A 23,451-nucleotide genomic window follows, 5' to 3' on the forward strand; every position below is an offset into this window, starting at 1 on the left:
GTGATGAGGGCTGTGGTCATGTCGCGCTCCTTCAAATGGGATCAATCAGGTGCCAACATATACCCGGCACCGCGAACCGTTTGCATGTAGCGGGGTTGCTTCGGATCAACCTCGATCTTGCGGCGCAGGCGGGTGATCTGCACATCCACCGCGCGCTCTTGGGCTTGGCCGCGATCACGGCCCAGATCCTCGACCAGTTGCACGCGGCTTACGGGTTCACCCACATGTTTGGCGAAGATGCGCATGAGCTGCGCTTCGGTCGCGGTCAGGCGGACAATGTCATCACCATTCCACATCTCGCCGCGTTCGATGTCATAGCGGACAGGCCCGAGGTGGAGAATTTTCGGCGCTGTATCAGCAGCCACAGTCTCGGGCATGCGGCGCAGGATCGCGTTGATGCGGAGCAGCAGTTCCTTCGGTTCAAACGGCTTGGCCAGATAGTCGTCTGCGCCCGCCTCCAAGCCTTCGATCCTGTTTTCGGTTTCGCCCTTTGCGGTCAACAACATGATCGGCGTTTGCGAGGTTTTGCGCAGATCGCGGGTCAGGCTGATCCCGTCCTCACCCGGCATCATGACGTCCAGAACGATCAAATCAAAATCAAGACCCGCAAGGATGCGACGCGCATGAGCGGCATCGCGTGCAGCTGTCACAAGAAATCCGTGACGCACCAGAAATTTCTGCAAGAGCCCACGAATGCGTTCGTCATCGTCTACGATCAAAAGGTGGGCGTCTGGATCACTCATGTGCTACTTTCCTTCAGCGCGCGGGATTTGCGGCGCATGTCCGGGTCCATCATTGCCTCAAGTACGGCACGAAAACCAGTCACAGCTTCGGCGCCAGCATCACGATACGCCGCGCGCATGCGCGCGCGTTGGGCATCAGATAGCTTGCGTTCCAATTCCTCGCCCGCTTCTGTCAGGTAAAGATGACGCTCGCGTTTATCCACGCGTCCGACTTTGCTTTGAACCAGTCCATCCTCGATCAACGTGCGCAGTACGCGGTTAAGCGATTGCTTGGTAACACCCAGAATGCCCAAAAGATTGTTCACTGTGGTACCCGGCGCACGGTTGATAAAATGCACCGCGCGGTGATGCGCGCGCCCATAGGCCATGCCCGCCAGAATGCGATCTGGATCGGCCGTAAAGCCCTGATAGGCAAAGAACATCGCTTCGATTCCTTGGCGCAGTTGTTCATCTGTGAGGAACAAAAGCATGTCACTGTGCTGCGCTGGATTTCGTTCGGACATTGGTGGCCTTTCTTGGGTAGCTTACAAATTATATGTCAGCTTTGTTGACTTTCCAACAACAGACTGTTAGCGATTCACAGTTTCGGCGCAATAATATGTCCACTTCGGACGTAAGTTGCGCAACAAATGGAAAAATGGAAGGAGAGCACTATGTCTGACTCATACGCAGATCGCGACGGCAAAATCTGGATGGACGGCTCGCTCGTCGATTGGCGGGATGCGAATGTGCATATCCTGTCCCATGCGTTACATTATGCTTCATCGGTTTTTGAAGGCGAGCGTTGCTATGACGGCAAGGTTTTCAAATCGCGCGAGCATTCCCAGCGTTTGCTGAAATCAGGCGAACTGATGGATATGGCGATCCCTTACACAGTTGACGAAATCGAGGCCGCCAAGCGCGCCACGCTGGATGCCAACGGTCTGACAAACGCATACCTGCGCGTTGTTGCCTTTCGCGGCGCTGGCCCTGACATGGGTGTCGCGGCCTCTCGCAACCCGATCCGTATGGCTGTAACGGCCTGGGAGTGGGGCAACTACTATGGCGACGCCAAGATGAAGGGTGCCAAGCTCGACATCGCAAAATGGAAGCGGCCAAGCCCGGAAACGATCCCCGTCGCGGCGAAAGCTGCTGGCCTTTATATGATCTGCACCATGTCCAAGCACGCGGCAGAAGCCAAGGGTTGCTCTGACGCGATGTTCCTTGATTATCGCGGCTACGTTGCCGAAGCGACAGGTGCCAACATCTTCTTCGTGAAGGATGGTGAAGTTCATACACCGCTGGCAGATGCGATCCTCAATGGCCTGACACGTCAGACAGTGATCGGAATGCTTGAAGACAAGCAGATCAAGGTACACCAACGCCATATCATGCCAGAAGAGCTTGAAGGCTTTGAGCAATGCTGGCTGACCGGGTCTGCCGCGGAAGTTACTCCTGTTGGCCAGATCGGCGATTACAACTTCGAAGTTGGCGCGCTGACCCGTGAGGTTTCTGACGCCTATGAAAAGCTTGTTCGAAGCTGACCTTAAAGTTCTAGAACAAAGAAAAGGCCGCTCGATTGGAGCGGCCTTTTTCGTTTCTGCCTTCAGCGCCCGATCAAGTTGGGCTCATACCGCGAAGGCGCTCGGAACGACGACGCAAAAGCTCTACGACGGTCAACAGCGCGATCGAGATGATTACGAGGATCGTCGCAACCGACAGGATCGCAGGGCTGATTTGCTCGCGGATACCATTCCACATCTGGCGCGGGATGGTTTGTTCATCAAGACCACCCACAAAGAGAACCACAACCACTTCGTCAAATGATGTGACAAAGGCAAAGAGCGCGCCGGAAATCACGCCCGGTAGGATCAGAGGCATTTGCACCTTGAAGAACGTCCGCGACGGGCTGGCCCCCATATTGGCAGCAGCGCGCGTAAGCGAATGGTCAAAACCAACCAGCGTCGCGGTCACGGTAATAATCACGAATGGAATACCCAAGGTCGCATGCGCAAGGATCACGCCAAGATACGGAATGCCCCAGTTCTGGATATTGATTGCGGAATAGAAAAAGAACAGGCCTGTCGCTGTAATAATGATCGGTACGATCATAGGGGAAATCAGGATCGCCATGATGATACGGCGCCCCGGCATTTCTGGGCGTGAAAGGCCTAGCGCAGCTAGCGTGCCAAGGGATGTCGCCAGAATGGTTGAAAAGAAGCCGATGATGACCGAGTTCTTGGTCGCATTGATCCAGTTGGAATTTTCCCATGCATCCGCCCACCAGCTGCTATCACGCGCCGCTTCGGGATCGGTCATGCCGAAGGTCAGAAGCAAATCATACCAGCGCGTTGAATAACCGGTCGGGTCAAACTTCAACATCTTTTCAGTGAAGGTGAAGTATGGCTCGGCGTTAAAGCTAAGCGGGATCACGATCAGGATCGGCGCAATCAGAAACAGAAAGATCAGCGCGCAGATCACAAGGTAGGTATAGTGCCAAACCCGCTCAAGCGTTGAGGCATGTGTTGGAAGAGCCATGTTACTTACCCCAGTTTCAGGTTGTCGATGCCGATAAGGCGATCATAGAGCCAATAGAGAACAACAACCGCCCCCAGCAGGATTGCGGCCAGTGCGGCAGCCATGGACCAGTTCAGCGATTTTTGCATATGGAAGGCGATCAGGTTCGAAATCAGCTGACCATCGGCGCCGCCGACAAGAGCGGGCGTGATGTAATAGCCAACCGACAGGATGAAGACCAGGAGCGCGCCAGCGCCAATACCCGGCACCGTCTGCGGAAAATAGATACGGCGGAATGCTGTCCAGCTTGTCGCACCCATGGAACGTGCTGCGCGTACATAGGATGGGTTAATCATTCGCATCACTGAATAAAGCGGCAGAACCATAAAGGGCAGCAGGATGTGCACCATCGCAATGATGGTTCCGGTCTTGTTATACATCATCTGGATGCGGTTCTCATCGGCAAGAATACCGGTTGCGACCATCGCATCATTCAGAACGCCCTGACTTTGCAAAAGGATCATCCAGCTGGTTGTCCGTACAAGCAGCGAGGTCCAGAATGGCAAGAGCACGAGGATCATCAACAAATTGGAATAGCGCATCGGCAGTGTCGCAAGAAGATGTGCAATCGGAAAGGCCAGCAGGAAGCACAAGACAGTGATAACGACCGAAAGAATGAGCGTGCGTTGGAACAAAGTAACATAAACACGGCGGTTTTCTGGAACTTGCTCGACAGAGCCATCGTCAGCGCGCTTGCGATCAAGCGCCGCGAGATAGAAATTCGTCGTGAAAGCGCTAGAGGATGTGCGCATTGCCTGCCACAGGCCCGGGTCCGCCCAGTCCTCGTCAACTGCAATCAACGCTTCCTTATAAGGTGGCTCAAGTTTGTTCGCGCGGCGCGCCGCTTTGGTAAAGAGCGAGCGCGATCCGGAACGTTCATAGTTGATCCGCGTACCCGCTTGACCCGGCGCTTTAAGGTCTTTGAGAACAACAAGGTCTTTTGCCAGCGCTGTAAAAGCGGCCTCGTCGGGTTCTGTGCCCGGAGGATTAGCATCAAACCAATCTGCAAGGTTCGTCATAATCGGCGTCGTTACGCCCGTTCCGAAATCCTTGGTTGCGACAAAACCGTCGTTGTTTACAGACTTGTAGAGCATCTGACCGATCGGAAAGATGAACGTAATCAGGACAAAGGCCAAAAGAGGAAACACAAGAAAAAACGCGCGCCTTTTTGCGCGCTGCTGCGCTTTTGCCAGTGCCGCCTTGAGCGGGATGCCATCAACAGTCTTGAGAAGTTCGGCCATGTAAGGTCATTCCTGCGAGTATTGGAGTGGCCCAGCCCCGAACGGGGCCGGGCCGATAGGCTAGTTTAGTTTGCCAGCCAAGCGTTGAAACGCTCGTTCAGCTCCGCATCCCGGTCGACCCAGAATTCAAAGTTGTTAACCAGCGCGTTGCCAAGGTTGGCTGCGGCTGTCGGCATGTGCGGCGCCATATCTGTTTTGCCGTCGGAATACTTACCAACAAGCGCACCGGATGATTTACGCGCAGGACCGTAAGAAATCCAGCTCGCCTGATCCGCCAGACGTTGTGTGTCTGTGGAGAAGGAGATGAACTTCATCGCCGCGTCTTTGTTAGGCGCGCCTTTTGGAACAACGAACAAATCGAAGTCTAGGATCTGACCGTCCCAGATAACTTCCAATGGCTGGTTCTCAGAGATTGCAGCGTTGAAGATACGGCCGTTATAGGCTGTAGACATTGCGACTTCGCCATCGGCAAGCAGTTGTGGCGGCTGAGCGCCCGCTTCCCACCAAACGATATCGTCTTTGATGCGATCCAGAACGGAGAATGCGCGATCAACGCCCTCGTCTGTTTCAAGCAGTGCATAGACTTCGCCAGCTGGAACGCCGTCGCCCATCAGAGCCATCTCAAGCGTCGCTTTTGCAGACTTGCGCAGACCGCGCTTGCCTGGGAAATCAGCAGTGTTGAAGAAATCGTCGATGCTGTCAGGCGCCGTTGGGTTATTGTCTTTGTTATACGCAAAAACAGTGGACCAAACGATGTTCGCTACAGCGCAATCTTGCAGTGCGCCGTCGATGAAATCTTCCGCAGCAGGTGTGCCATCAGGTGCTGCTGGCAGCATGGACTGGTCGATTTCTTCCAGCAGGCCTTCGTCGCAAAGACGTACAGCGTCAGAGAATTCTACGTCCGCGACGTCGATTGTCACGTTACCCGCCTCAACCTGAGCTTTGATAGGTGTTGCTGGGTTATCCGCGTCTACGGAGTTGATCTTGATCCCTGTCTCTGCCGTGAACGGCTTGTGATAGGCTTCGACCTGGCTCTTTGTATAAGAACCACCCCAAGACATAACTGTGACTTCCTGCGCGGCGGCAGCAAAGGCAACGCTCGTAAGAGCAGTTGTCAAAAGTGCGATTTTGAGTTTCATAAGAAACGTCTCCCTAGTTAAACCCGTTGTCATTATTGTCGAGCGTTCGGGCAACAGGCCAACTACCGAACACTCTAACCCGTCAACGCCTGCATGGCGCCAACAAATCTATTTATGCGTCAAGTGCACGGCAGTCTTCTGCAAGCCAACCGATCTCGACTTCGCTTCCTGGCTCAAGACGAACTTGATCCGGCGCATTACGAGATTTGATGATGAAGTCGTCCTTGCCCGCAACGCGCAAACGCGTGCGGAAGATGTCGCCCATGTAGATAAACTCAAGCACTTCCGCTTTTAGCGTATGCGCATCTGCGCTTAGACGTTCTTTGTTGAACTCGACGCGCTCCGGGCGGATCGAAACGCGCGTGCGCTCGCCTGCCTTAGTCACGTTTACAGGCTTGCAATCAATCAGACCGCCGCCATCTAGCTGAACCAGAGCGATGCCATTCTTGATCTCTTTAACCGTGCCGTCCAGCGTGTTGTTCTCGCCAATAAACTGCGCAACAAAGCTGTTTTGCGGGCTTTCATAAAGCTCGTCTGGCGGTGCCAGTTGTTGGATGCGACCATCTTCGAAAACAGCAACGCGGTCTGACATTGTCAGTGCTTCGGTCTGATCGTGCGTCACGTAAACAACAGTGATGCCCAACTCATCCGCGATACGTTTGATTTCGAACTGCATCGTTTCGCGCAGTTGTTTGTCAAGCGCGCCGAGCGGTTCGTCCATCAGGACCAATTCTGCTTCAAACACCAATGCGCGTGCGAGCGCGATACGTTGCTGTTGCCCGCCCGACAGCTGCGCAGGGCGGCGGCCGCCGAATGCGCCCATCTGGACCATGTCCAACACGTGTTGAACACGCTTCTCGCGTTCGGCCTTGCCAACCTTGCGAACCTCAAGCGGGAAGCTGAGGTTCTCGGCAACAGTCATGTGAGGGAACAAAGCGTAGTTCTGAAACACCATGCCAATACCGCGCTTGTGCGGTGGGATGTTGTTGATCGGCTTGCCATCAAGACGAATATCACCATGCGTCGCGGTTTCAAAACCAGCGAGCATCATCAGGCAAGTTGTCTTGCCAGAGCCCGAGGGCCCGAGCATTGTCAAAAACTCGCCCTTTGGTAGTGAGAGGTTAAGGTCTTTTACGACTAGGTTTTCCCCGTCGTAGCTTTTCTGGACGCGGTCGAATTCAACGAACGCGCCATCAACGTGACTATTAGCCAAAAGCGGCTCCCCATTTTTGCTTGCAGGTTGTCCCTGCCATTTGCTGAACGAACTAAAGCGCGACAGAACCATCAACGCAACCAATTAGCGCTATCGATTTGGCGTTTCGCCCAAACTCGGCGAATTTCCCTGAAAAAGCGACATTCACGGTCAGTTTGCCTGCGCACTAGGCATCCTCGAAAACATTGTATCGCTAGCAAATGGCGAGAATCACCGCCCCTTATTCAACGAAGGGCGTTGATACATTCCGCGGCGCGTTTCGTCCAAAGCGTATAGGTTGTTGCGCTAGGGTGATAACCGTCTTCGGCCATCGCTTCACGTACGATCGGGGCCGCGATCGTGAGAAGGTGCACATCTGTTTCTTGGGATATGTCATCGACCAAGACGACGCCCATACGCGCAGCATGTGCGCCCAAGACCCACCTCAAAAGGCGCGGCAATGCCGGGAACAACCCTAACGGCGGCACTTCTGTAACCACTATGGCGCGTGGACTTGCGATCTTTCGCACCTTGTTTCGCAGCCGTCGCTGGCGGGAACGCCATTTTTCCAAGCGCAGTAAACGGATCGCGTCATTAACACCCAGCGCCAGAAGGACAACATCGTAATGTCCAGTATTCGATTGATCCAGCATTTCAGTCGCATCACGCGTTGTCGCGCCAGAACGCGCGATAAGCGTCCAGTTTACACGGTACATGCGCGCAAGCTCGGCAACCAATTGTCCCGCCAAAGCTTCGCTTTGATTGGCAACGCCGACACCGGCAGCACTTGAATCGCCAAGAATCAAAAGCCTAAGTTCAGGCCCTTCCCCCATAGTGCCGCTTCGCGGGCCAGCGGCCTCTGGTAGAACCAAGGTGTTGCGCGCGACTGACAGTGCTTGCCAAGCCAGAACTGGGAAGCAAACGACGCGCGCGAAAATGTCCAATGGCGGGAAAATCCTCATGCGCGGGCTAGTCTTTCTTCAAGCGCGAACGAATTAGTGGACCAATGTGTAGGCTTGTTCCCGTTTCAGTGCGGGTTCTTGTGCGCAAAACAGGTGTGTTCTGCGATGCATTCGCCCGTCCTTCGCGCAGAACGATATAAAGGCCACTCGCGATGATGATCGCAGCCCCGATCAACGTCAAAACATCCATCGTTTCATCGAACAGAAACACACCGAACAAACTGGCCCAGATGATCTGCGAGTACTGCATCGGGGCGACTACAACCGCCTCACCCGCTTTGTAGGCTGCGATTACCAGGGCCGACGCGATCAACGCCAAGATCGACATGACCGCAATTCCCGCCATATGCTCAACGGGCATCGGTTTATACACAAAGGCAAGCGCAGCACCCATCACAACGAAATTTGTCATCATCGGAAATATCAACAGAACGACGCTACGCTCATCCCGCCCGATCTTGCGAACGATGATAGATGCAAAGGCACTGCCGATTGCAGCGAGCAGCGCAGCCGCATGACCAAGTGTTAGCGCCTGTGCACCGGGCCGCAAAACGACGATTACGCCACAAAGACCAACCAAGACCGCCATCCAGCGACGCAATCTGACTTGTTCGCCCAGAATGGGGATCGCGAGAACAGTAATCAGCAAAGGGGTGGCAAATAGGATCGCATAGACCTGCGCCAGTGGCAGCGCGGAAAATGCGTAATAGGCGGACACCCCTGTCAGGGTCGTGGCAGCGGTCCGGAACGCCGTCCACCAAGGATGGTGCGGGCGCAGATTGCCCGAACTGGCATCGCGGATCAGCATCAAAGTGACCCACGGAAAACCGAACAACACCGAAAAGAAAACGATCTGGACCGGTGAGTAATTCGCGCCAAGGACTTTGACGATCACGTCATGGGTCGAAAAAATCGCAAATGCGAGAAGTGCGATAAGCGCGCCTTGAGTATTGCTGCCCATGGTCAGGCTCCAAACGGTTTGTTGACGATGTTGCCGCAGACTCCACAAAGCGACGCGCCAAGGCAAATCTCATGACCTGCCTTGGCGCTTTTGTTTTCCGGATGTTAAAGTGACGCGTCCAAAGCCGCCAAAATCGCATCGCCCATTTCTGTCGTGGATACTGGCTTGCCATCACCGGCCTGCATCAGATCGGCTGTACGGATACCATCGGCCAGAACCTTCTCGACCGCTGCTTCAAGACGATCCGCTTCCGCGCCCGCATCAAAGCTGTAACGCAGCGCCATTGCAAAGCTGAGGATACATGCGGATGGGTTCGCCTTGCCTTGACCAGAGATGTCAGGCGCAGAACCGTGTACCGGTTCGTATAGCGCTTTCGGGCGGCCGTTTTCCATAGGCGCGCCAAGGGATGCAGATGGCAACATGCCAAGCGAGCCGGTCAGCATCGCCGCACAATCAGACAGGATATCGCCGAACAGGTTGTCGGTGTAGATTACATCGAACTGCTTAGGCGCACGGACCAACTGCATCGCGCCGTTGTCGGCATACATATGCGAGAGCTCGACCTCAGGGTAATCCTTGGACACTTCGGTCACAACTTCGCGCCAAAGGATGCCACTTTCCATTACGTTGGCTTTTTCCATAGAGCACAAACGCTTGTCGCGCTTCATCGCAAGCTCAAACGCCGCGCGCGCGCCGCGCTCAATCTCGGCCTCTGTATAGCGCTGTGTGTTGATTCCAACGCGCTGGTTGCCTTCTTCAAAAATGCCGCGCGGTTCGCCGAAGTAAACGCCGGAGGTCAGTTCACGCACGATCATGATATCGAGGCCGGACACCAGTTCCGTTTTCAGCGACGAGAAGTCCGCAAGCGCGTCAAAGCACTGCGCAGGACGAAGGTTCGCGAAAAGATCCATTTCCTTGCGCAGACGCAGCAGGCCACGCTCTGGCTTTACCGAGAAATCCAAATCGTCGTACTTTGGACCACCAACCGCACCAAGCAAAACTGCGTCCACTTCTTGAGCTTTTGCCATTGTATCATCGTGCAGTGGCGTGCCGTGCTTGTCATAAGCCGCGCCGCCAACGAGATCTTCACTCACGTCAAATTTGAGGCCGCGCTTGTCGCCGTACCAACCGATAATGCGCTGGACCTGCGCCATGACTTCGGGGCCGATGCCGTCACCGGCCAAAATAAGAAGAGACGGGTTGCTCATGAAACTGTTCCTGAATGGGTTGATCTGTTGCGCATGGGCCTATCTAGAAGGCGGCGTAGGGTCAAGGTTTGGCACATTCGCGTTGGCAAAGAAGGGCGTTATCCCCTCCTCCAGCATTTCCCACACCCGCTTGATCCGGGGCGTTGCGCGCATCGCTTCGGGTGCGGCGAGCCATATGGGCAAAGTCGGTAGTTCAAATTCTGGCAAAATGCGCTGCACCATTGGGTCACTGTTGGCAAAGGACTGCTGGGTGAAGCCGATCCCGCACCCTGCCCTTACAAGTTCCCAATAAGTGTTCTCGTCATCGCAGCGCACGGCAAAGAAATCTCGGGTCACGGGCCAACCTAGCGCACGCATGCCCTGGATGATGCGATCATCACGGTCATAGCCAACGATCGGATGATCCAGCAGATCTTCCAACGACGTGGGTACAGAACACTGCGAAAGATAGCTTCTGGCTGCGTAGATTCCCATCGCGGCAACGCCGATCTGCTTGGTGATAACATCAAGCTGGGTGCTTCGATACATGCGCACGGCGATGTCGGCTTCACGAAATAGCAGGTTCTCGCTTTGATTGCTCGACACCAGTTCGATTTGGATGTTCGGTTCTTCCTGCCGTATCCGTGAAATCACCTGTGGCAGGATACGTTGCGCCATGACTTCGCTTGCCGTAATGCGCACTGTTCCATGCATCCTCTCGTCCTGCCCAGCTGCGCGCAGGCCAAGTTGCCCGAATGCGTCGCGCATCGCACGGGCAGGTTCAAGTAGGCCTTCCCCCTTCGCACTAAGCGATAGCCCACGCGCCTGACGTTCGAACAGGCGCAGTCCTAGCTGGTCTTCCAGAACTTTGATCTGGCGCCCAAGGGTCGGTTGGCTTTGTGACAAACTGCGTGCGGCACCAGACAGTGATCCGGTTTCGGCAACGGCAAGGAAAGCGCGGATAAGCGACCAATCCAGATGTGCGAAAGAATTATCCATTCATAAATGAATACATGATGTAGATTTTTGGTAAATATCCAAATGCAGTTGAATACATCATTCTCTCCTTAGTTGAGATGGAGAACAACATGACACAAACAGTATTGATCCTCGGCCCCACGGGCCGTTTCGGACGCAACACAGCACAAGCCTTTGAAGCAGCAGGGTGGGCCGTGCGCCACTTTAACCGCAAAACAGACGCGTTAGACACTAAAGCGCGCGGGGTGGATGTGATCGTCAATGGTTGGCACCCGGCCTATTCCAAATGGGAAGCAGAGGTTATGGCCATGCAGCCTGCCATACATCGTGCGGCGCTTGCCAATGATGCCACTGTGATTATTCCTGGAAATGTCTATGTGTTTGGCGAACAAACCCCTGCGCCATGGTCGGACAAGACACCGCACAACGCAACCAACCCGCTGGGAAAAATCCGAATTGCGCTGGAACAAAGCTATCGTGATGCTGGCGTGCGCACCATTGTTTTGCGGGCGGGCGACTACCTTGACACCGAAGCCTCTGGCAATTGGTTCGACAAAATCATGGCACCAAGCCTGCGCAAGGGGATTCTTACCTTTCCCGGCCAACCGAACGTGTTGCGTGCTTATGGTTTTTTACCGGATATCGCCCGTGCGGCAGTTGACCTGGCCGAGCGGCGCAGCACGCTTGATCGCTTCACCGATGTTTGTTTTCCAGGTTATTCACTGAACGCGGAGCAAATGGCGCAAGCCCTCGCAAAAGCGCGTGCTCATGAGGTGCGAATCAAAGCGATGGCTTGGTGGCCTCTGCGGCTCGCTTGGCCGTTCATGCCAGATATAAAGCATATCTTCGAGATGCGTTACATCTGGAATACGCCGCATTCCCTGGACGGCGCGCGGTTCAAAACGCTTTTACCCGATTTCGAACCGACGCCTGTCGAGGAAGCCCTGCGCCAAGCCAGCAGTTTTGTTGCGCTGCCAAAGGGAACGAAATCAAGCCTTATGGCGGCGACGGCGTAAGATCCATCCAGATCAAACGATGTCGACTGGCCTGCTCTGCTGCTATGTGGAGCGGGCCTTCGCTTGGCCAAACCACAGCGGCGCGTGGCACGATCCAATCTTTGCTGGGTAGGATATAGGACACCCGCATGTTTCCCGCCTTGTCCCATATGGCCGTAGCATCGTCGCCAAGTGGACTGCTTGGCATGGGGTCTTGCAAGCGTGGATCGCGCAGCAGGGCGCGCATGGCCTCGCGATCCCCCTGCCCGCGGTTCGGGTCAAGATTGGAGTTGCCGATCAAAGCAAATCTCTGGTCAGGGAACGCGCCATAGGTACCATCCATCACCTTACTTAGCAGCCCAAGCTGCGCACTACTTCGCAAACCGTTCATGTCCTCTGGGCCATCAAAAACCGGCGTTTGATTTTGAAAGGCGACGAGCGTGAATGAATCTTCTGTGCGCTCACCAATTTGGACCACCCAAAGCCCTTGCCCAACAATCGGCATCACCTCTTGCGCTGCGGGCGATGGAAACGGGGTGGCATCCGCGCGGATCGGCATCAGTGCTTCTGGAACATCTTTCCAAAGCAGATCATTCAGATGAAAATGCGGCAAGATGGGGTGCTGAGATAGCAACAGCATTGCCCCTTCTCCTGCATAGCGTACCCAAGTGAACCTGTCGCCGGACTTGCCGTCACCATCTAGATCCAATGCGCTTGGCGTCATGGAATTAGGAGGCAGGGCAAATGAGTATTCAAAGTTCAAAAACGACTGCAAGGCCTTGGCGGTTTGCAGTTCTGCATCAAAGTCTACTTTGGTTAACACGAGCACATCAGGACGAACTGACTGCAATATTTCTGCCAACGCAATTAACTGAGCATCCTTTCCACGCTGAATATCGCGCAGCAAAAGCCCGGGGCCTTTGCGCGTCAATTCAGCGTGAAGCGTCGCAACGCGAAAGCCCTCCGCAACCAGTGCGAAAGGCCAAAGTAATAATGCTATTGTCAGGATCAGGCGTGCTGTGCAGCATCCGATTGCGCATAGGCACGGCGGCGCTTTTCTTCGATCATTTCCGCAACGCGGCCCATCGCCATGCCACGCATAATCATGCTTGCGGGAAGAAAGGCCCATGCGCTCATCGTCCAGATCAAGGTTTGCGGATCATCCATCGACAGGTTGCCGACAAGATCAGTCGCGGTTTTCACCACAGCCGGGATCAAGAATGGCAGAAGAAATCCAAAGATAATGTTAATATTCGCATCGCGCTTCAGGCGGATCAGAACGTCGCCGCCCCCTGTCGGGTCAAACAATGGCAGGTTCACCCAGACATTAAAGGCACCGGAATTAGACGGCCACTTGGCCACGCGCACAAGCAACACAAAGATGACCAGCGACAAAAGCGAGATCGAATAGGCAAGACCAGCGGCGGTGCGCACAATCTCGACCAGCTCTACAGAAGCGTTGTCATGCAGCATCAAAACCACAAGCCGCACAGGGGAGTAAGGCACATCGATTGCGCGACCAAGTAGATCGCCCCAGTGCTTTACGGTCAGGGTTAGCGAAGTCGGTGCAAACACGCCTTTGCAGACCAAAGTAATCAAAATAACCATCGCAAAAATCGTTACAAAACGATGACGGTTGAATGGTGCTGCGAAACGAAATTCTACGATCGAAGGGTATTTGAAAAAGTATTCGGTGAACGTGAACAATCCAGCTAGCGCGCCGAAGAAAACGACCAACTGGCTACCCTCACCCGTTGACCCGGATAGGATCAAAGTCGGGGTGGCTACCAATAGCCACATGAGTATTGCCCGCATTGCTGCGCCGAAAAAATTCGTAACCACGTCGTTTCCCTTCAACTTGGACGCTGCCGATACGATGCCGACTGCTTGTTCCAACTTGAGCCGCTCTGCTAAAGCGGTATGCCTCAATCTTGCCCCATTTGTGCCTTGATCGAGCCAGTATCTCAAGCTGCGAGATCATTAAGCTTAATCAAAGGGGCTAAAAGAGGGCAGAACTGGTGCGAGTTTGCATCAATTTGGGCACATGAAAAAGGCGCATGAAAAACAACGCACTACATGTTGTGGTTCAAGTGGTTACGAGCGCTATTTGGCGAAAAAACTGAAATCTTTGTAACAAATGGCGATCTGAAACTTACGTTTCTCGTTAACCTTAATGAAATGAGGCGAAGCCGTATTGAACCAGCTTCGCCCCCTGATTGTGGCCGCTAAAAGGTGCCTAGACCCAAGGGCGCGTCGTGGCCGACTGGGCTTCATAAGCATCAATTGACGCTGCTTTTTCCATTGTCAGGCCGATGTCGTCGAGCCCCTCAAGCAAGCAATGCTTCTTGAAGCTATCAACTTCGAACTTGAACACTTCGCCATCAGAGGTTGTTACAGTCTGCTCGACCAGATCCACATCCATCCGCGCGTTCGCGCCTTTTTCCGCATCCTTCATCAACACATCAACTGCCTCTTGCGGCAATACGATTGGCAGGATGCCGTTCTTGAAACAGTTGTTGTAAAAAATGTCCGCGAAGGACGTTGATACAATCGCTTTGATTCCGAAATCAGCAAGTGACCAAGGGGCGTGCTCACGCGAGGAACCACAGCCAAAATTATCGCCAGCGACCAGAATTTGCGCTTCACGATAGGCAGGTTTGTTCAGAACAAAATCTGCAATCTCGTTGCCTTGACGGTCAAAGCGCATCTCGTCAAAGAGGTTCGCGCCAAGGCCGGAGCGTTTGATGGTCTTCAAGAACACCTTTGGGATAATCATATCGGTGTCGATATTCACCAGCGGCATCGGTGCAGCGATACCTGAGAGTTTTTCGAATTTTTCCATTTTCGTTTCCTTTGTCGCCTCTGCGCGCGGCGCAGTGCTGTTTGGAGTATGTGTTTGAATACGTGGCTGTGCCATTCGACCTGTCGCAACGACACTGCCTGCGGGGCGTTGCCAAAGTCGGCTTCGCGCCCAGCGCCCTGAAACGGTTGTGCCTTGAAGGGGGCCAACGACACCCTTTTTGGACAGATCAATCATCAAGGCTTCGGCTTGCTCCAGTTGGAGCCCGAGCTGCTGCGCCATCGAGAAGACCGAGAAATTGACCCGATCTTTCGCTTGATCCAGAGCCATTTTCATCGCCATTGCAGGATAGGCCGCTTTGGCCCCGGCGCTCACAGATGCCGCGCCCATAGACATGGGCGGCATAAGGGGTGCGCTAAAAGCCCCCCCTAGCATCTGCAAGAAGCCACGCCGCTTCATTAGATCAGCTCACGAATGTCGGTCAGCTTGCCTGTCAGCGCAGCAGCCGCAGCCATCGCAGGGGACACAAGATGGGTGCGCCCTTTGTAGCCTTGACGACCCTCGAAGTTACGGTTGGAGGTCGCTGCGCAACGCTCGCCCTCGGACAGCTGGTCTGGGTTCATCGCAAGGCACATAGAGCAACCCGCTAGGCGCCACTCAAAGCCAGCCTCTTTAAAGATGTCAGCCAGACCTTCTTCTTCCGCCTGCGCACGTACAAGACCAGACCCCGGCACGATCATCGCGCGCATGCCCTCTTTGATCTTCTTGCCTTTGACAACTTCGGCAACCGCGCGGAAATCCTCAATACGGCCATTCGTGCAAGAACCGATAAAGACCGTGTCGATTTCGATGTCTGTCAGTTTCTGACCGGCCTTGAGGCCCATATAGTCTAGCGCGCGGCGCACGGCATCAACTTTGCCCCCCTCGAAGTCTTCCGGGTTTGGCACAACACCAGAGATTGGCAGAACATCCTCTGGGGACGTGCCCCAAGTGACGCTTGGCTCAATATCTGCGGCGTCGAGCGTGACGACCTTATCAAAGTGAGCACCTTCGTCAGTGAAGAGCGTGCGCCAGTAGGCTTCCGCCGCTTCCCACTGAGCGCCTTTCGGGGCGTGCGGGCGACCTTTGCAGTATTCATAAGTCTTCTCATCAGGCGCAATCAGGCCAGCACGCGCGCCGCCCTCGATGGCCATGTTGCAGACGGTCATACGTCCTTCCATGGACAGATCGCGAATGGCTTCGCCGCAATACTCAATGACATAACCGGTGCCGCCAGCCGTGCCGGTTTTACCGATGACAGACATCGTGATGTCCTTGGCCGTGACGCCTGGCTTCAACTTGCCGGTGATCTCGACCTTCATGTTCTTGGATTTCTTCTGGATCAGCGTTTGCGTCGCCAGAACATGTTCAACCTCGGACGTGCCGATACCATGGGCAAGCGCACCGAAGGCACCATGTGTCGCCGTGTGGCTGTCGCCGCAAACAACGGTCATACCGGGCAAGGTCCAACCCTGCTCTGGTCCGACGATATGTACGATGCCCTGACGCACGTCAGACACAGGGTAATAGTGAATGCCAAAATCCTTGGCGTTCTTGTCCAGCGCGTCGACTTGAATTTTGCTTTCAGGGTTATCGATGCCTTTTGCGCGATCCAGCGTTGTGGGAACGTTGTGATCTGGCACAGCAATCGTCTTGTCAGGCGCGCGCACCGTGCGGTTCGTCATGCGAAGGCCTTCAAAAGCTTGCGGCGACGTCACTTCGTGAACAAGGTGACGGTCGATATACAGCAAGCATGTGCCGTCTTCTGCTTCATGCGCAACATGCGCATCCCAGATTTTGTCATAGATCGTTTTGGGGGACATTTGGTCCACTCCCGTAGCTGTTTATGTAAGGAATTAGGAACGGCTAGGCCGTAGGGTCAGAACAGGCTTAGGCTAGGCAAGCCAGCACAGTGCGCGAGGCACCATAAAAGCGCTCTCGGAGACGCGCGCGTTCGTTTAGATCGAAAATCCGTTTCATGTGGCATCAGATACACCACTCAACCTGAGTCTCGCAAGGCTCGTCTCAAACGAAGATGTTAACTTGCAACTCTTGCTTCTTAATGGCGGTGCATGACACACTGGCTTAACGAAAGAAGGGGCATACGGCATTCTGTGAGTGATACCGTCAAACCAACCACATTGGAACAAACAAGACAGGTTGCGGCCGATGCCACCGCGCCCGTTGTCGAGCCTGATGCGCTTTCAGATTTGCGCGACGCCGCTTTTTCATTTGCCGATTTCGCGCAGAGCGTTTCCGAAAGCATGTTGCGGCCTTGGATCGCCTATCAAATCTTAATTGCCGCAGCGGTCTTTGTTCTAGCCCATTTCGTCGCCCTATTTCTGAAGCCGCGTTTTCACAGCTGGATGCGCGCACGTGAAGGCTGGCCAACGTGGCGCATGCGCATATTGGTCATGCTTCACAGACGTTTGCGATTGCTGGTCTACGTGGTGCTGATGTGGATTGCCGTGCTAATCATGCGCGAGCTTACTTGGCCGTCGCGTTCCTACCTGCTGGCAATCATCGCAAATCTTGCAACGGCCTGGTTTTTTGTCGCCTTTGTGACCCGCTTCATCCACAATGCACTTTTGCGTTCGATCATTCGATATGGCGCTTGGATTTGGGTAACTCTGAGCATTGTAAACCTGACGGATGAAACACAGAACCTGCTTCAAAGCATTGCCTTTGAACTGGGTACGGTACGCCTTTCCCTTTGGCTTGTGCTGCAAGCGATCATCATTTTGGCGGTCCTGTTTGCTGGTGCGCGCTTTCTTTCCACCGTAGCCACCGCCAGCATTCGCAAGAATGACGACATCTCCCCGTCCATGCAGGTGCTTGCCGTCAAGTTTCTTCAGGTCAGCCTTTATGGTGCGGCCTTCTTTATGGGCGTCCGCGCAGTCGGCGTTGATCTAACAGGCCTTGCCATTCTGTCTGGTGCGATTGGTGTCGGCCTAGGTTTTGGTTTGCAAAAGGTGGTGTCCAACCTCGTCTCTGGCGTCATCATTCTTCTGGATAAGTCAATCAAACCTGGCGATGTGATCTCGCTTGGCGAAACCTTTGGTTGGATCAATTCGCTTGGCGCGCGATATGTCAGTGTCGTTACGCGGGATGGCAAGGAATACTTGATCCCGAACGAGGACCTTATCACTGGCCAAGTGGTCAACTGGTCCCATTCCAGCGACTATGTTCGGCTCGATATCTTCTTTGGCGCGGCTTATGATGATGATCCCCACAAGGTCCGTGCGCTTGCCGTTGAAGCCGCGCAAACGGTGAACCGCGTCCTTGGCAAACCGCGCGCGCCAGTGTGCCATGTGGTTGGCTTTGGCGATAGCAGTGTGGATTACATCCTGCGTTTTTGGATCATGGACCCGACAGCGGGTCTAACCAACGTGCGCGGCGCTGTGTTCCTCGCACTCTGGGATACTTTCAAAGAAAACGGCATCTCAATACCGTTCCCGCAAAGGGAAGTGCGGATGTTGGAAGACGGGAATGCGATCCTCGATTAATGCTGCAACTGCACAGGTTGAGATTTAACCCCACTAGTGTTATACGCGCCTGACCCAGCACCGGGGCAGAATCGGTGTGCTTTTGGAGGACAATGTCCTGTCTGTTAACTCCGATGCGGCAACGGCCGCCGATCAAGGGTCCGCCACGATGACTGGCCCCAATGACACCAGCAGTGATGAGCTACTGGCCTACATCATGAAATCCCTTGAGGAAGACAAAGCCGAAGACATCGTGCAGATTGATCTGCGCGGCAAAACGGCTATTGGCGATTACATGCTTGTCTGCTCGGGCCGCTCAACCCGCCAGGTGATTTCGATCTCTGAAAAGCTGGCTGACAAGCTCAAACAGGATTTGGGCCGCGCTTCCAAGCTTGAGGGTAAAGGCAGCGGTGATTGGGTTTTGCTGGATACGGGCGATATCATCGTTCATGTGTTCCGCCCTGAGGTGCGCGACTTTTATCAGATCGAAAAAATGTGGCTTGGCGGCGACGAGCCGATGCCGCGCCCAACGAGCTAAGCTCTTATGCGCGTTCATATCTGTGCAGTCGGGCGCATGCGCGCGGGGCCAGAGAAGGTGCTTTTCGACGACTATCAAACACGGTTTGACCGGACAGGTCGGGGCCTTGGCCTCGGCCCTTTGTCTGTTTTGGAAGTCGAGGACAAGAAAAGCCTCGGCATGGGGGCAGAAGCCACCTTGCTGGAACGCGTTGTGCCCAAAGGAGCAGTAATTTGCGCTCTGGATGAACGCGGCACGGTAATGAGCTCGCCAAAGTTTGCCAATACACTTGGCGGCTGGCGCGATGCGGGGCGCTCTGATCTGGCGTTTATTATCGGCGGTGCGGACGGGATCGATCCCGAGCTGCGCGCGCGCGCCGACGCTAAACTCAGCTTCGGTTCTATGGTTTGGCCGCATATGCTGGCACGGGTGATGCTGGCAGAACAACTTTATCGGGCGGCATCAATCCTCTCAGGAAGCCCCTATCACAGGGTTTAGCTTTGCAAGGACGCGGCGCTTCTCTTAGACAGAATCAAAGCCTAGGAATTCACGACTATGAACACTCCCAAACCCGTCGCACTTTGCATTCTTGATGGATGGGGCATCAGCGATGAGACAAGCGCAAATGCACCGGCCCTTGCCAATACACCCAATTTTGACCGTATCATGCGTGATGGACCGTCTTCACAGCTTATCACCCATGGGCCAGACGCAGGTTTGCCAACCGGGCAGATGGGCAATTCAGAAGTCGGTCATACAAATATCGGCGCGGGCCGCGTTGTCGCGATGGATCTCGGGCAGATCGATCTAGCCATCGAGGACGGTAGCTATTTCGAGGCCCCTGCGTTGGTGGGTTTCATCGAAACGATGAAAGCAAGCGGCGGCAATGCACATGTCATGGGCCTGTTGTCCGACGGCGGCGTGCATGGCTCGCTAGAGCATTTGATTGCATCGGTTGATCTCATCGCTAAAGCAGGCGTGCCTGTAGCGCTGCACCTGATTACCGACGGACGCGATGTGGCACCGTCTTCCGCGCTTGGCTATCTGGCAACGCTTGAGGCAGCTTTACCAGAGGGCGCAACTATCGCCACCGTTTGCGGGCGCTATTATGCGCTGGACCGCGACAACCGCTGGGAACGTGTGAGTCAGGCATTCGATGCCATGGTGGCCGCAAAAGGTGATGCAAAAAGCTGCGCAAAGGCTGCAATAGAAGCGGCCTATGCGAGCGACATAACGGATGAGTTTATCAGGGCGAGCGTGATTGGCGATTACACTGGCGCGAAAGATGGCGATGGATTGTTCTGCCTGAATTTCCGCGCGGATCGTGCGCGTGAAATCCTGGCAGCGCTTGTCGATCCTGCCTTTGACGCGTTTGAAACTGGTGTGCGCCCAAAATGGGCTGCTGCCCTTGGCATGGTTGAATACTCCAAGGCGCATAACGCGTATCTTGAAACCGTTTTCCCGCCCCGCGATATCCCGAACACCTTGGGCGCTTGGGTCGCGAAGCAGGGCAAATCACAGTTCCGCTGCGCAGAAACCGAAAAATATCCACACGTGACATTCTTCATGAATGGCGGCGTTGAGGTGCCCGAGAAGGGCGAAGACCGCTACATGGCACCATCGCCCAAGGTTGCGACCTACGATATGCAGCCGGAAATGAGCGCGGCAGAAGTCACAGATGCCTTCGTCGGCGCGATCAAGGATGGCTATGATCTTATCATTACCAACTATGCCAACCCTGATATGGTCGGTCACACGGGCGATCTGCAAGCGGCGATAAAAGCCTGCGAAGCAGTCGATCAGGGTTTGGGCCGCGTTCTGGACGCGATCAATTCGGTCGGGGGGGCAATGATTGTTACTGCAGATCACGGCAACTGCGAAGTGATGGTTGATCCCGTGACAGGTGGGCCCCACACGGCGCATACAACAAACCCTGTACCTGTTGCCATGGTCGGTGGCCCGGAAGGCGCACAGTTGCGCGAAGGGCGTTTGGCCGATCTTGCCCCCACTCTGCTTGCCCTGATGAACCTAGAAAAGCCAGTCGAAATGACGGGTAAAAGCCTGATCCTCTGATGCGCACATTATGCATCCTTTTGACTGCCCTGATGCTGGTGGCCTCTGGCGCCATTGCGCAGGACAATCCGGGTGCGACCGCGCAGGCGGCAGCGGATCGCCTACGCGCCGCATCGGCCCAACTGGACAGCGCAAAGTCTGCGCGCGATCGGGTCAAAGCGCTAACATCTACTATCAAAGCATTTGAAACCGGCCTTGATGCCATGCGCGAAGGGCTGCGGCTTGCTGCGACGCGCGAAGACGTTCTTAGCCGCCAGCTTGCCGCGCGTGATGGCGAAGTCGCGGAGCTGCTCGGCATTTTGCAAACCATCAGTCGCGCGCCCGCGCCTGTGTTGATGGCGCACCCTGACGGGCCTGCTGGGGCTGTGCGCTCTGGCATGCTCGTTGCGGAAATGACACCTGCGCTAACAGCCCGCGCAAACGCGCTGCGCCGCGATGTCGAGGAAATGACGCTTTTGCGTAGTTTGCAGGAAACAGCAACAGATGAGCTTCGCCTGGCGCTAAGCGGTGTTCAGGATGCACGAACAGCGCTCAGCCAAGCGATGGCAGATCGCAAAGACCTGCCCAAAAAATTCACAGAAGACCCCGTGCGCACGGCGATCTTGATTAGCTCCACCGAGACGCTGGATGCTTTCGCGGGCGGTTTAAGCAAGATCACAACCTCCGAAGCATTCGGTGCGCTACCTGATATTGTCGAGCTTAAAGGTTCGCTGCCGCTACCCGTCGAAGGGCGAATCTTGCGCCGCGCTGGCGAAGCAGATGCCGCTGGCATAACGCGCCCTGGTATCCTTATCGCGGCGCGTCCACGTTCATTGGTAACAACACCGAGCACGGCAACGATCCGCTATCACGGTCCGCTTCTCAACTTTGGCAATGTGGTCATTCTTGAACCCCAAGCCGATCTTTTGTTCGTAATATCAGGGTTGGATACGCTTTACGGTGAGATCGGTCAGGTGCTTCCTGCCGGCTTTCCTATTGGGCTGCTGGGTGGAAATGGCGATCAATTGGACCAGATTGTCTCACAAGCGAGTGAAGGGGCTGGAAACACCCGCTCAGAAACGCTCTATATAGATGTAAGAGAAAACAACAAATCCGTGGACCCGCTGGATTGGTTCAAGGCAGACAAGGAATGAGCACATGAAAAAGTTTATCATGGCCGCAGTAGGGGGCACTTTGGCCGGGATCGTCCTGACCACGCAAGTCGCTGCCCCATTGTTGGCTCAAGAGGCGGACAAAAAGGTCAATGTCTACGAACAGCTTGACCTGTTCGGTGACATCTTTGAACGCATCCGAGCGCAATATGTCGAAGAAGTCGACGAGGGCGATCTGATCGAAGCGGCGATCAACGGCATGCTGACTTCGCTTGATCCACACTCTTCCTATCTTTCCCCAGATGACGCCAACGACATGCGTGTTCAAACACGCGGCGAATTCGGTGGTCTTGGTATCGAAGTCACGCAGGAAGAAGGCTTTGTAAAAGTCGTCTCGCCAATTGACGGCACGCCCGCGGATGAAGCTGGCATGGAAGCTGGCGATTTCATCACCCATGTCGACGGTGAAAGCATCCTTGGCCTTGCACTTGATGAAGCCGTTGAAATGATGCGCGGCCCTGTCGGTTCCGAGATTATCATCACCGTGGTGCGCGAAGGCGAAACCGAACCCTTCGACGTTTCCATCGTGCGTGACACGATCAAACTGACTGCTGTGCGTTCACGTGCGGAAGGCCAAACCGTTGTTCTGCGCATTACGACTTTCAACGATCAAACAACGCCAAATCTTGAAGAAAAACTCGCTAAGGAAGTTGAAGCACTGGGCGGAATGGACAACGTCAACGGTTTCGTCATCGACCTGCGTAATAACCCGGGTGGTCTTTTGACCCAGGCGATCCGTGTGTCCGACGCTTTCCTTGAAAAGGGCGAAATCGTTTCAACCCGAGGCCGCGATCCGGCAGATGGCGACCGCTTTAACGCAACGCCGGGTGATCTGGCGATGGGCAAACCTGTCGTGGTTCTTATCAACGGTGGCTCCGCATCGGCGTCTGAAATCGTGGCCGGTGCCTTGCAAGACCACCGCCGCGCGATTGTGATTGGCACCAAAAGCTTTGGTAAGGGTTCCGTACAAACAGTTATGCCACTGCGTTCCAACGGCGCGATGCGCCTGACGACCGCGCGCTATTACACGCCGTCGGGTCGTTCAATTCAAGCGCTTGGTGTGTCGCCTGACATCATCGTCGAGCAACCGCGCCGCGCGCCGGAAGCAGAAGATGAAGCGAAGGAAGAAAGCATTTCACGCCAGCGCCGTTCTGAATCCGATCTGCGCGGGTCGTTGAACAACGACTCTTTGTCCGAGGATGAAATCCGCCAGATTGAAGCAGATCGCGAAAAGGCAGAAACAGCAGCTAAGCTGCGCGAGGATGATTATCAACTGGCCTATGCGATTGATATTCTGAAAGGTCTCAACGCGTTGGGTCCGGATAAGTAAGCTCTTACTTAATCAAAAAACTGGAAGGCGGTTTCACATCAGAAACCGCCTTTTTCGTATCTACGCCTTTCGAGCAATTTCTGTGGATGGATCACCCTAGGA

At 54.8% G+C, this 23,451-nt stretch carries 22 protein-coding genes; 8 read left to right on the forward strand and 14 right to left on the reverse strand.

Translation table 11 applies throughout. The annotated features are described in order from the left end of the window. Nucleotides 1–41: 41 nt before the first annotated feature. Both WBC85_RS14235 and WBC85_RS14240 read right to left on the reverse strand, forming a co-directional pair. On the reverse strand, nt 42–743 hold the full coding sequence (locus WBC85_RS14235) for a response regulator (protein ID WP_424438568.1): 702 nt from the start codon (nt 741–743) through the stop codon (nt 42–44). Further along, nucleotides 740–1,246, reverse strand: coding sequence for a MarR family winged helix-turn-helix transcriptional regulator (locus WBC85_RS14240; RefSeq protein WP_424438571.1), 507 nt, complete (start codon nt 1,244–1,246; stop codon nt 740–742). Before WBC85_RS14240 ends, WBC85_RS14235 begins: the two co-directional genes overlap by 4 nt. Nucleotides 1,247–1,396: 150 nt before the next feature. Between WBC85_RS14240 and WBC85_RS14245 the strand changes: the two genes are divergently transcribed. Further along, nucleotides 1,397–2,266: a branched-chain amino acid aminotransferase gene (locus tag WBC85_RS14245; protein WP_424438574.1), complete on the forward strand. Its 870-nt coding sequence runs from the start codon at nt 1,397–1,399 to the stop codon at nt 2,264–2,266. Between the two features lie 73 nt (nt 2,267–2,339). Here the strand turns inward: WBC85_RS14245 and WBC85_RS14250 are convergent, their stop codons facing one another. From WBC85_RS14250 to WBC85_RS14285, 8 genes are all read right to left on the reverse strand, one after another. Beyond that, complete coding sequence (locus tag WBC85_RS14250) at nt 2,340–3,260, reverse strand: ABC transporter permease (protein ID WP_424438577.1); 921 nt, start codon at nt 3,258–3,260, stop codon at nt 2,340–2,342. Between the two features lie 5 nt (nt 3,261–3,265). Further along, the gene (locus WBC85_RS14255) at nt 3,266–4,540 is read right to left on the reverse strand and encodes an ABC transporter permease (protein WP_424438580.1); all 1,275 of its coding nucleotides are present in this window, start codon (nt 4,538–4,540) and stop codon (nt 3,266–3,268) included. Nucleotides 4,541–4,605: 65 nt separating this feature from the next. Next, on the reverse strand, nt 4,606–5,679 hold the full coding sequence (locus tag WBC85_RS14260) for an ABC transporter substrate-binding protein (RefSeq protein ID WP_424438583.1): 1,074 nt from the start codon (nt 5,677–5,679) through the stop codon (nt 4,606–4,608). A gap of 112 nt (nt 5,680–5,791) precedes the next feature. Continuing rightward, entirely contained in the window at nt 5,792–6,892 is a 1,101-nt protein-coding gene (locus WBC85_RS14265) for an ABC transporter ATP-binding protein (protein ID WP_424438586.1), read from the reverse strand. Between the two features lie 224 nt (nt 6,893–7,116). Continuing rightward, the gene (locus tag WBC85_RS14270; protein WP_424438589.1) at nt 7,117–7,833 is read right to left on the reverse strand and encodes an SGNH/GDSL hydrolase family protein; all 717 of its coding nucleotides are present in this window, start codon (nt 7,831–7,833) and stop codon (nt 7,117–7,119) included. A 7-nt stretch (nt 7,834–7,840) separates the two neighbouring features. Continuing rightward, complete coding sequence (locus tag WBC85_RS14275) at nt 7,841–8,794, reverse strand: DMT family transporter (RefSeq protein WP_424438592.1); 954 nt, start codon at nt 8,792–8,794, stop codon at nt 7,841–7,843. Nucleotides 8,795–8,898: 104 nt separating this feature from the next. After that, nucleotides 8,899–10,002: a 3-isopropylmalate dehydrogenase gene (leuB, locus tag WBC85_RS14280; RefSeq protein ID WP_424438595.1), complete on the reverse strand. Its 1,104-nt coding sequence runs from the start codon at nt 10,000–10,002 to the stop codon at nt 8,899–8,901. Nucleotides 10,003–10,041: 39 nt separating this feature from the next. Beyond that, nucleotides 10,042–10,980, reverse strand: coding sequence for a LysR family transcriptional regulator (locus WBC85_RS14285; RefSeq protein WP_424438598.1), 939 nt, complete (start codon nt 10,978–10,980; stop codon nt 10,042–10,044). A gap of 89 nt (nt 10,981–11,069) precedes the next feature. On the opposite strand from WBC85_RS14285, the gene WBC85_RS14290 reads away from it, so the two are divergent. Next, complete coding sequence (locus tag WBC85_RS14290) at nt 11,070–11,975, forward strand: epimerase (protein ID WP_424438601.1); 906 nt, start codon at nt 11,070–11,072, stop codon at nt 11,973–11,975. Here WBC85_RS14290 and WBC85_RS14295 read toward each other — a convergent pair. From WBC85_RS14295 to leuC, 4 genes are all read right to left on the reverse strand, one after another. Beyond that, complete coding sequence (locus WBC85_RS14295) at nt 11,956–12,783, reverse strand: endonuclease/exonuclease/phosphatase family protein (RefSeq protein WP_424438625.1); 828 nt, start codon at nt 12,781–12,783, stop codon at nt 11,956–11,958. The genes WBC85_RS14290 and WBC85_RS14295 overlap by 20 nt on opposite strands. 179 nt (nt 12,784–12,962) lie before the next feature. Beyond that, nucleotides 12,963–13,754, reverse strand: a complete 792-nt coding sequence (locus WBC85_RS14300) for a hypothetical protein (RefSeq protein WP_424438604.1) — start codon at nt 13,752–13,754, stop codon at nt 12,963–12,965. A 436-nt stretch (nt 13,755–14,190) separates the two neighbouring features. Continuing rightward, entirely contained in the window at nt 14,191–14,796 is a 606-nt protein-coding gene (gene leuD / locus WBC85_RS14305) for a 3-isopropylmalate dehydratase small subunit (protein ID WP_424438628.1), read from the reverse strand. 416 nt (nt 14,797–15,212) lie between these two features. Next, nucleotides 15,213–16,616, reverse strand: coding sequence for a 3-isopropylmalate dehydratase large subunit (gene leuC / locus WBC85_RS14310; protein ID WP_424438607.1), 1,404 nt, complete (start codon nt 16,614–16,616; stop codon nt 15,213–15,215). A gap of 291 nt (nt 16,617–16,907) precedes the next feature. On the opposite strand from leuC, the gene WBC85_RS14315 reads away from it, so the two are divergent. From WBC85_RS14315 to WBC85_RS14340, 6 genes are all read left to right on the forward strand, one after another. Further along, nucleotides 16,908–18,299 carry a mechanosensitive ion channel family protein gene (locus WBC85_RS14315; RefSeq protein ID WP_424438610.1) on the forward strand — a complete coding sequence of 464 codons (1,392 nt, stop codon included), beginning with the start codon at nt 16,908–16,910 and terminating at the stop codon, nt 18,297–18,299. An 82-nt stretch (nt 18,300–18,381) separates the two neighbouring features. Next, the gene (gene rsfS / locus WBC85_RS14320) at nt 18,382–18,816 is read left to right on the forward strand and encodes a ribosome silencing factor (protein ID WP_424438631.1); all 435 of its coding nucleotides are present in this window, start codon (nt 18,382–18,384) and stop codon (nt 18,814–18,816) included. A 6-nt stretch (nt 18,817–18,822) separates the two neighbouring features. Continuing rightward, entirely contained in the window at nt 18,823–19,293 is a 471-nt protein-coding gene (gene rlmH / locus WBC85_RS14325; protein ID WP_424438613.1) for a 23S rRNA (pseudouridine(1915)-N(3))-methyltransferase RlmH, read from the forward strand. 57 nt (nt 19,294–19,350) lie between these two features. Further along, nucleotides 19,351–20,868 (forward strand): 2,3-bisphosphoglycerate-independent phosphoglycerate mutase, encoded by a 1,518-nt coding sequence (gene gpmI / locus WBC85_RS14330; RefSeq protein WP_424438616.1) that lies wholly within the window; start codon nt 19,351–19,353, stop codon nt 20,866–20,868. Next, nucleotides 20,868–22,001 (forward strand): murein hydrolase activator EnvC family protein, encoded by a 1,134-nt coding sequence (locus WBC85_RS14335; RefSeq protein WP_424438619.1) that lies wholly within the window; start codon nt 20,868–20,870, stop codon nt 21,999–22,001. The genes gpmI and WBC85_RS14335 overlap by 1 nt, the downstream gene beginning before the upstream one ends. Nucleotides 22,002–22,005: 4 nt before the next feature. Beyond that, the gene (locus tag WBC85_RS14340; protein WP_424438622.1) at nt 22,006–23,349 is read left to right on the forward strand and encodes a S41 family peptidase; all 1,344 of its coding nucleotides are present in this window, start codon (nt 22,006–22,008) and stop codon (nt 23,347–23,349) included. The last annotated feature ends 102 nt before the right edge of the window (nt 23,350–23,451 follow it).

Source organism: Planktotalea sp., from assembly GCF_049680325.1.
Lineage (GTDB): Bacteria > Pseudomonadota > Alphaproteobacteria > Rhodobacterales > Rhodobacteraceae > Planktotalea.

Bases quoted from the DNA above. Each gene is read 5' to 3' on its own strand.
- WBC85_RS14245 (WP_424438574.1), top strand. From the start codon at position 1,397: ATGTCTGACTCATACGCAGATCGCGACGGCAAAATCTGGATGGACGGC.
- WBC85_RS14300 (WP_424438604.1), bottom strand. From the start codon at position 13,754: ATGTGGCTATTGGTAGCCACCCCGACTTTGATCCTATCCGGGTCAACG.
- leuB (WP_424438595.1), bottom strand. From the start codon at position 10,002: ATGAGCAACCCGTCTCTTCTTATTTTGGCCGGTGACGGCATCGGCCCC.
- WBC85_RS14270 (WP_424438589.1), bottom strand. From the start codon at position 7,833: ATGAGGATTTTCCCGCCATTGGACATTTTCGCGCGCGTCGTTTGCTTC.
- WBC85_RS14255 (WP_424438580.1), bottom strand. From the start codon at position 4,540: ATGGCCGAACTTCTCAAGACTGTTGATGGCATCCCGCTCAAGGCGGCA.
- leuD (WP_424438628.1), bottom strand. From the start codon at position 14,796: ATGGAAAAATTCGAAAAACTCTCAGGTATCGCTGCACCGATGCCGCTG.
- WBC85_RS14275 (WP_424438592.1), bottom strand. From the start codon at position 8,794: ATGGGCAGCAATACTCAAGGCGCGCTTATCGCACTTCTCGCATTTGCG.
- WBC85_RS14285 (WP_424438598.1), bottom strand. From the start codon at position 10,980: ATGGATAATTCTTTCGCACATCTGGATTGGTCGCTTATCCGCGCTTTC.
- leuC (WP_424438607.1), bottom strand. From the start codon at position 16,616: ATGTCCCCCAAAACGATCTATGACAAAATCTGGGATGCGCATGTTGCG.
- WBC85_RS14260 (WP_424438583.1), bottom strand. From the start codon at position 5,679: ATGAAACTCAAAATCGCACTTTTGACAACTGCTCTTACGAGCGTTGCC.
- WBC85_RS14340 (WP_424438622.1), top strand. From the start codon at position 22,006: ATGAAAAAGTTTATCATGGCCGCAGTAGGGGGCACTTTGGCCGGGATC.
- WBC85_RS14240 (WP_424438571.1), bottom strand. From the start codon at position 1,246: ATGTCCGAACGAAATCCAGCGCAGCACAGTGACATGCTTTTGTTCCTC.
- gpmI (WP_424438616.1), top strand. From the start codon at position 19,351: ATGAACACTCCCAAACCCGTCGCACTTTGCATTCTTGATGGATGGGGC.
- WBC85_RS14290 (WP_424438601.1), top strand. From the start codon at position 11,070: ATGACACAAACAGTATTGATCCTCGGCCCCACGGGCCGTTTCGGACGC.
- rlmH (WP_424438613.1), top strand. From the start codon at position 18,823: ATGCGCGTTCATATCTGTGCAGTCGGGCGCATGCGCGCGGGGCCAGAG.
- WBC85_RS14235 (WP_424438568.1), bottom strand. From the start codon at position 743: ATGAGTGATCCAGACGCCCACCTTTTGATCGTAGACGATGACGAACGC.
- WBC85_RS14335 (WP_424438619.1), top strand. From the start codon at position 20,868: ATGCGCACATTATGCATCCTTTTGACTGCCCTGATGCTGGTGGCCTCT.
- WBC85_RS14250 (WP_424438577.1), bottom strand. From the start codon at position 3,260: ATGGCTCTTCCAACACATGCCTCAACGCTTGAGCGGGTTTGGCACTAT.